This window comes from Nocardioides jensenii JCM 1364 = NBRC 14755 (assembly GCF_001552535.1).
GTDB lineage: Bacteria > Actinomycetota > Actinomycetes > Propionibacteriales > Nocardioidaceae > Nocardioides > Nocardioides jensenii.
Map to the genome: position 1 here is coordinate 1 of NZ_BCRJ01000155.1, position 6,667 is coordinate 6,667.

6 protein-coding genes are annotated in these 6,667 nt (G+C 63.6%); 5 read left to right on the plus strand and 1 reads right to left on the minus strand.

The annotated features are described in order from the left end of the window. Window positions 1-108: 108 nt before the first annotated feature. The 3 genes from dctP (at window position 109) to NJ4_RS24480 (ending at window position 3,344) form a co-directional block, all read left to right on the plus strand. The gene (gene dctP / locus NJ4_RS24470) at window positions 109-1,209 is read left to right on the plus strand and encodes a TRAP transporter substrate-binding protein DctP (protein WP_082749128.1); all 1,101 of its coding nucleotides are present in this window, start codon (window positions 109-111) and stop codon (window positions 1,207-1,209) included. A 111-nt stretch (window positions 1,210-1,320) separates the two neighbouring features. Then, complete coding sequence (locus tag NJ4_RS24475) at window positions 1,321-2,463, plus strand: zinc-binding dehydrogenase (protein ID WP_067441977.1); 1,143 nt, start codon at window positions 1,321-1,323, stop codon at window positions 2,461-2,463. Beyond that, on the plus strand, window positions 2,460-3,344 hold the full coding sequence (locus tag NJ4_RS24480) for an isocitrate lyase/PEP mutase family protein (RefSeq protein ID WP_082749130.1): 885 nt from the start codon (window positions 2,460-2,462) through the stop codon (window positions 3,342-3,344). Before NJ4_RS24475 ends, NJ4_RS24480 begins: the two co-directional genes overlap by 4 nt. A 7-nt stretch (window positions 3,345-3,351) precedes the next feature. On the opposite strand, the gene NJ4_RS24485 is transcribed toward NJ4_RS24480, so the two are convergent. Then, entirely contained in the window at window positions 3,352-5,016 is a 1,665-nt protein-coding gene (locus tag NJ4_RS24485) for a helix-turn-helix domain-containing protein (RefSeq protein ID WP_067441971.1), read from the minus strand. Window positions 5,017-5,158: 142 nt separating this feature from the next. On the opposite strand from NJ4_RS24485, the gene NJ4_RS24490 reads away from it, so the two are divergent. Both NJ4_RS24490 and NJ4_RS26465 read left to right on the plus strand, forming a co-directional pair. Further along, complete coding sequence (locus tag NJ4_RS24490) at window positions 5,159-6,352, plus strand: FAD binding domain-containing protein (RefSeq protein WP_067441974.1); 1,194 nt, start codon at window positions 5,159-5,161, stop codon at window positions 6,350-6,352. 44 nt (window positions 6,353-6,396) lie between these two features. Beyond that, window positions 6,397-6,667: hypothetical protein (locus tag NJ4_RS26465; protein WP_217996987.1), on the plus strand; the 271-nt coding region annotated here is incomplete at its 3' end.

A 6,667-nucleotide genomic window follows, 5' to 3' on the forward strand; every position in this document is an offset into this window, starting at 1 on the left:
AGCTGACGAACTCGAACACGACCCCCGTGGTCCCGAGCAACATCTTGATCTCGGATCAGTAGATCGCCGACGATCCCCGTCCGGTGAACTGGAAAAAGGAGCAGTAGAATGGTGACTCTCAAGACGAGACTTGCTGCAGTTGCGGGCGCGGTTGCGCTGTGCCTTCCGGGTGTCGCGGCATGCAGCTCAGGTGGCTCGGGAGACAAGGTAACAGTTCAGTACGCAAGCCACATCGGTGACTCTGCCATCCACTCTCTTCAGGCGGAGTGGATGATGGACCGGGTCGTCGAACTGACCGACGGTCAGGTGGAGTTCAAGACTCACTACTCGGCTTCCCTCCTGGGGGGCGAGGAAGTGATGCCAGGCATGCAGGACGGACGCGTCGACATGGCCTATTGGGCGCCGGCGTACAACCCAGCCCAGATGCCCCTCTCGCAGGCAGCGGGCATTCCATTCGTCAGCGTGAACCCGGCGGCCTACTCGGAGGCGCTACGGAAGCTGTATGAGGACAACGACGACTTCTCCAACGAGTTCAGCAAGAACGGGATCCACGTGCTGAACTTCCTCGGTACGCCGTCCAGCGTGCTCGGCTCGAACAAACCTGTCCAGAACATGGATGACCTCGACGGACTCAAGGTACGTTCCGTCGGCCTGCAGGCACTGGCGCTGGAAGCGGCAGGCAGTGAAGTCGCAGCCATTCCGCTCAACGACTCAATCGAGTCCCTGGAGCGTGGTCTCCTCGAGGCATACTCCGGCACCACGATGGATGCTGCGCTCAGTCTGGGCTTGCCGGACGTGACCACCGAAATGACCGCGCCCGGCACCGGAGTGCCAGCACTCACAGTCCTCGCCGTCAGCGAGTCGAAGTTCAAGTCCTGGCCCGAGGACGTTCAAGACGCATTCGTGCAGGCCGGACAGGAACTGTACGAACAAGCTCCCGTGATCGCGGTCGAGGAGGGAGCCACGGCCTGCACCAAACTCAAGGAGGCCGGCGTCAACGTCACCGCCTGGAGCGATGAGAACGTCGCGGTCTGGGCTGCGAAAACCGGGACTGCCGGGCTCGATGCCTGGCTGAAGTCCGCGACCGACGCTGGAGTGGACAAGGAGAAGGCCGAGGCCTTCTATGAGGAGCTGACCGCGGACGTCAAGGCCGAGGAGGCCGACAGCGACTACGTCGACGCGATTCTGGCCTGCGCTGCCAAGAAGTGACCACCATCAGGCGGGGGCGAGGTCGGGTGACCTTTGCCCCCACCTGTGCAGTCGAATGAAGTTCCAGAAGCGGTGATCCGCTACCACCATCGAATCGAGAAACTCACCGTCATGACCATCGCATCCGCTGTCGAGGATCTGCCGAAGACCAGTCGGGCAGCCGTGCTTGCCGACTTCAACGCTCCGCTGGAGATCCGGGAGTATCCGCTGCCGACCAGTCTGGCGCCCGGGGCTCTCCTTGTCAGAATGGAAGCAGCGACGGTCTGCGGGTCCGACTACAAGTTGTGGGCCGGCCGCATGGGCGGCGCGCTGCCCCTGACGCTGCCGCTGATCCCTGGACACGAGTTCGCCGGGAGAATCGTCGCCTTCGGCGAAGGTGAGCGGGTCGACTCCATGGGAGCCACACTGGAGCTCGGCGATCGTATCGTCTTCGTGCACTCGAACTGTGGCCACTGCGACTACTGCACCCTCTTCCACCAGCCCGCCTTGTGTCGTGACCGGGACATGTACACGTTCACGTCGTCCGACCAGCCGCCGCACCTCTTCGGCGGTTTCTCGGAGTACTTGCACGTCTTTCCGAAGTCTGGCCGGGTGCGCATCCCGGATGAGGTCAGTTCACCCATCGCCTCGGCATCGAGTTGCGCACTCCGGACAGTAGTGCACAGCTTTGACCGTCTCGGGCGTCTGGAGCCCTGGCAGTCCATGGTCATCCAAGGGTCCGGCCCGCTCGGGCTGTTCGCCACCGCAATGGCTCACCATGCCGGAGCCGGTCAGATCATTGTGATCGGGGGACCGGACGACCGCCTTGAGCTGGCCACCGAGTACGGCGCAACAGACGTGGTGTCCGTGGCCGACGTGCCGGATCCGGATGCACGTGTCGAGGCCGTGATGGAACTGACCGGCGGCAAGGGATCGGACGCGGTCATCGAGCTGTGCGGTGCCCGCACTGCTCTCCTCGAGGGACTCCAGATGGTCAGGGTTGACGGCCGATACGTTGTCACCGGACCCATGGACGAGCCCGGTACAGAGGTGCCGATACGGCCCGGATACCTGACCGGGAAGCAGGTCAACATCATGGGGGCGTGGTCGGCTGACATTTCCCATTACTGGAAGGCCCTCGAATTCGTGAGGCGCACGGCCGGCAAGTACGATTTCAGCAAGATGACCACGTCTCAGTACTCGCTCGAGAATGCCACCGACGCCCTCCATCGCATGGGCACGTACGCAGACATCAAGCCGGTGGTGATCCCGTGACACGTGCCGCGAACAGGGCCTTGCGCGACCTGGTCGCCGAAGGTGCTGTGATCCATGTTCCTACGGTGTGGGACGGGCTGTCTGCCCGGATAGCGACTACGACCGGATGGAACGCCGTACTCACCTCTGGCCTGGGTGTAGCCGCCACGATGGGCCTACCTGACATGGACCTCTACACGGCAGACGACAATCTTCGCTCGGTCAACCATGTTGCGCAGGCCGGCGACCTTGCGATCATGGCTGACCTCGACAACGGGTACGGCGGGCCATTGACCGTCGCACGGGTTGCGGAACGGTTCGAGGCGGCAGGTGCGAGTGCCCTCATGTTGGAGGATCAAGCCAGCCCGAAACGCTGCCCGTTCTATCCCGGCGAACCCCCGCACCTCACATCCGTGGCGGGCTCCGCGGCGAACATTGCTGCTGCTGTCGAGGGATGTCGCCAAGAACGAACGATGGTCATAGCGCGCACCGATGCCCGAGCAACCGATGACATCTTCCGCCGGGCAGAGGCGTTCGCCGAAGCCGGCGCCCACATGATCATGCCGAACAGTCCGGGCGAGCAGTTCACGCTCGAGGATTGGGCGAAGCTGCATGATGTCGTTGGTCTGCCCCTTGTCGGATCCGCCTTGCCCGGCTCACCACTCGAGAAGGAGCTCACCGACGAGGTGTGTCTCGAGGTTGGCATCCAGGTTCGCATCGACGCACTGCACGCGTTGTACGCCGCCACAGCACTGCTCACGGACCTCTTCAAGGACATGCGCCAGGGCGGTGTCTCGGCAGCCGCCAAGTACTCCATGGTGTCTCATCACGACTTCGGCGCGATGATGCGCGAGGCGGAGTACCGCGAACTGCAGAAGCGTTATGAGGTCCAGTCGGACTGACCTTGGGTTACGTGCGGGTCACGTCGTGGACCAGCAACGCGAGCTTGAGGTTCAGGAGGTGTTCTGCGTCGTCGACGGAGCCACCAGTCAGCCGACCGATGCGCTCCAGTCGGTTGCTGATGGTGTTCGCGTGCACGTGCAACGCGCGCGCCGTCGCACCGGCGCGCTGACGGTTGGCCAGGTAGGACTTCAGCGTCTCAAGCAGGTCTGAGCCTTGGGCGCTCCCCTCAGTCAACGGAGCAAGGATGCCCTCACTGAAGGAGACCAACTCTGCTGGGGCCCCTCGAAGAAGGAACTGGAGGGTGCCCAACTGGCCCAGCTCGGCGATCTGACCGCGCGAGCCCGATCGTTGGCGGAGCTCCAGCGTCGCGCTGGCCGTGCGCAGCGCTGATCCGTATTCGTGGAGGTCGGCGCACAGGGCGCCCACCACCGTCGAGCAGGTTGTGGATCCGAGTTCTCGTTGGCTTGCGGCATGCACCCGGTCGGCGAAGTCGGCATAGTCCGACGTGTCGGGAAGCAGGAGCACGGCCGCTTGGTTGCGATACGACATGAGGCCCAATGGGCGGGTCGCGGGCGCCAGGTGGTGTGCAAGCTGGGCAAGGCGCCGCGCTCCACCTTGGACCGGCGTGTCCGGGGCAAGCACGACGATCCGGTGCGGGCGTTGCAGCTCAAAGCCGTGCCGCAGAGCGCGGTCCAACAACTCGGTCGTGTCGGATTCCGGGTGGAGATCCAGGATGTCGCCGAGCAGGTCGAGCTTGTTCCGGGCCTCTGCCTCGAAAATGGAGATCTGACGCTGCTGCTCCAGCGCGACGACCAGACTCACGGATTCGAGGGCGAGGCGTTCACTGGGTTCCAAAATCGTGGGAGCCACCAGCCATGAGTCCGGGGCATTGGCGACAGATCCCAACCTGACCGACCGGGCTGGGTCGGCCGCGGAGTCGGTGAGTTCCACATGCATGCCCAGGACATCGCTTGCGACGTCGATGATCTCCGAAGCGCTGGAACCGTCCAGAACCAGATTCATCAAGGTGGTGTGGAGCTCACGGTCGCGTCGCAGCACGTCCAGTGCGTCAGTCAGCTCTTCGATGGAGCGCTCCTGGCTGCGACGGAGTTGAAAGCTCTCGAGCACGATGGCGGCATGCACGGCCAAGGACTCGATGAGCTCTGACTGCGATTGCTCGAGCAAACCGGGGTCATTGCAATAGCACGTGAGAACCCCGAGGGACTCACCCGACGCGATGAGTGGCACAGCAAGGAGTGAGCGGAAGCCCTCGCTGCTGGCGAGTTTTCGCCAGGGCTCGAACGCCGGGTCGATCGCGATGTCAGGAATGGCGACTGCGCGTCCGCTCTTGAACCCGCGTATGGAGGGGCCGGCGCTCTCAAGTTCGGGGTTGGCCTTGAAGTGCAGAGGACGTTCTTGGTCCAGGTAGTCGATGTAGTCCGTGGTGAGGCCGTGTGCGCCCACCAGGCGCAGGCCCTGACCGTCAAGGTCCGCCAAGGCGACTGCTGCACGATCGACGCCGGTCAGGAGGGTGCTGGCCTTGGCGATCATGTCGCCCACTTCGCGTTCGGTGGCACCGGCGTTCACCGCGTGCGAGATCTGGCTGAGCGTCTCAGCCCATCGGCTCTCGGCGGATTGGGACGCGGAGATCCAGTAAGCGCTGCTGCGCATGGTTGCGGTCTCCTCCTCTCGTGCGGATCAAGCAGATCATGCTGACCGCCCGAGTGGCCTGCTTCGGCTTCACAACAGAATGGTTGGTTGCTGTGAGAATTTCCATTGTCCCGCCAACCGTGCCGCGGGGATGGTTTGTCTCATGAACAAGCAATCAGGCTCGCTCGAAACGCGGACGGCCATCGTGGTGGGCGGCTCACTCGGAGGACTCACCGCCGCTGCTCTGCTGAAACGTGAAGGGTGGGCGGTGACGGTGTTCGAGCGCTCGCACATGATGCTCGACGGCGCAGGTGCCGGCATCGTGGTTCATGACTCGACCGTTCGCCACCTGGTCGACCACCGTGGCCTGAACATCGATGACTTCACGTGTACGGCCGAGATCGCTCGGGTGTACGGGCCCGGTGACGAGATCCTGTTCGAGGAGCCGAGCGACTACCGCTTCACGTCCTGGACAACGCTCTACCGGCACCTTGTCGATTCCGTGGGACGCGACAACTATCGACTGAATGAGTTGATGGTCGCTCTGGATCAGGACGAGGCCGGGGCGAGAGTGACCTTCGCCTCAGGGCGGACGGTCGAGGCGGATCTCGTTGTCTGCGCAGATGGCATCGGCTCCGCGGCGCGAACCCTGCTCTTCGGTGAGGTGAAGCGGAACTATGCGGGCTATGTCGGATGGCGAGGAATCATCGAGGCTGACGAACTTGGGGTCCCGTCCCGCTACGTGCTGCCGGCCTCCATCACCTATGGCATTGTTCCCAACAGCCACATCGTCTCCTACCCGATCCCGGCAGCCGCGGGCCAGTCGACGAACCCCTTGGTCAATTACGTCTGGTACCGCAACGTCGCGGACGAGGACCTTGCCGTGCTGATGACGGCGTCTGATGGGACCAGCCGCCCGATGGCACTTCAGCCTGGCATGGTCAAGGGAGAGCATTTAACTGCGATGCGCGAGGCCGCAACTGCAGAGTTGCCGCCGACCATGGCACAAATGGTGTGCTCGACGCGTCAGCCGTTCCTGCAGGCCATCTATGACATTGAATCGCCGCACATGGTCGCAGGACGGATCGCGATCATCGGAGATGCCGCATCCGTCGCGCGACCCCATGCCGGGGCCGGGACCGCCAAGGCGGCTGAGAATGGGTGGACCCTGGTGCAGGCACTGCGCCAGATCGATGACGTCGTCGCGGCGCTCGCGGGTTGGGAGCGCTCCCAACTGGAGCTCGGCCGCAACCTCGTCGAGCGGTCAGCCGAGCTCGGTCGACGTGCCCAGTTCACGAACACCTGGACACCGGGTGATCCTGAGCTGAAGTTCGGGCTGTACGGGCCGGGCCGGTGACCATGGCCTTGTCAGGTCACAATGACCCTCACGGAGCCGCCCGCATGCTCGTCTCCTTCGCCGTGGATCTCCACGCGAGCGCCGGCGTACCCGGCCTCCTCAAAGTGGTCGCCGCGATCCACTCGCGGCATTTGGGGCTGTGCAACTTGAGCTGGAGAGATGAGCCTGGAGTGCCCGCGACTGCCCTCTTGATAATGAGGATCGATGGCGACCGTGTAGAGACGGTTCGGCAATGGTTGTTGCGCTGCGTCGACGTGGCATCGGTCGATCTCACCGATGCACGTAGTTCTGTCCAAGAGACCCGATCAGGATTGG

What these genes read in the sequence shown, in the direction of transcription:
- dctP (WP_082749128.1), top strand. Translation starts at nt 109, where the DNA reads ATGGTGACTCTCAAGACGAGACTTGCTGCAGTTGCGGGCGCGGTTGCG.
- NJ4_RS24490 (WP_067441974.1), top strand. Translation starts at nt 5,159, where the DNA reads ATGAACAAGCAATCAGGCTCGCTCGAAACGCGGACGGCCATCGTGGTG.
- NJ4_RS24475 (WP_067441977.1), top strand. Translation starts at nt 1,321, where the DNA reads ATGACCATCGCATCCGCTGTCGAGGATCTGCCGAAGACCAGTCGGGCA.
- NJ4_RS24485 (WP_067441971.1), bottom strand. Translation starts at nt 5,016, where the DNA reads ATGCGCAGCAGCGCTTACTGGATCTCCGCGTCCCAATCCGCCGAGAGC.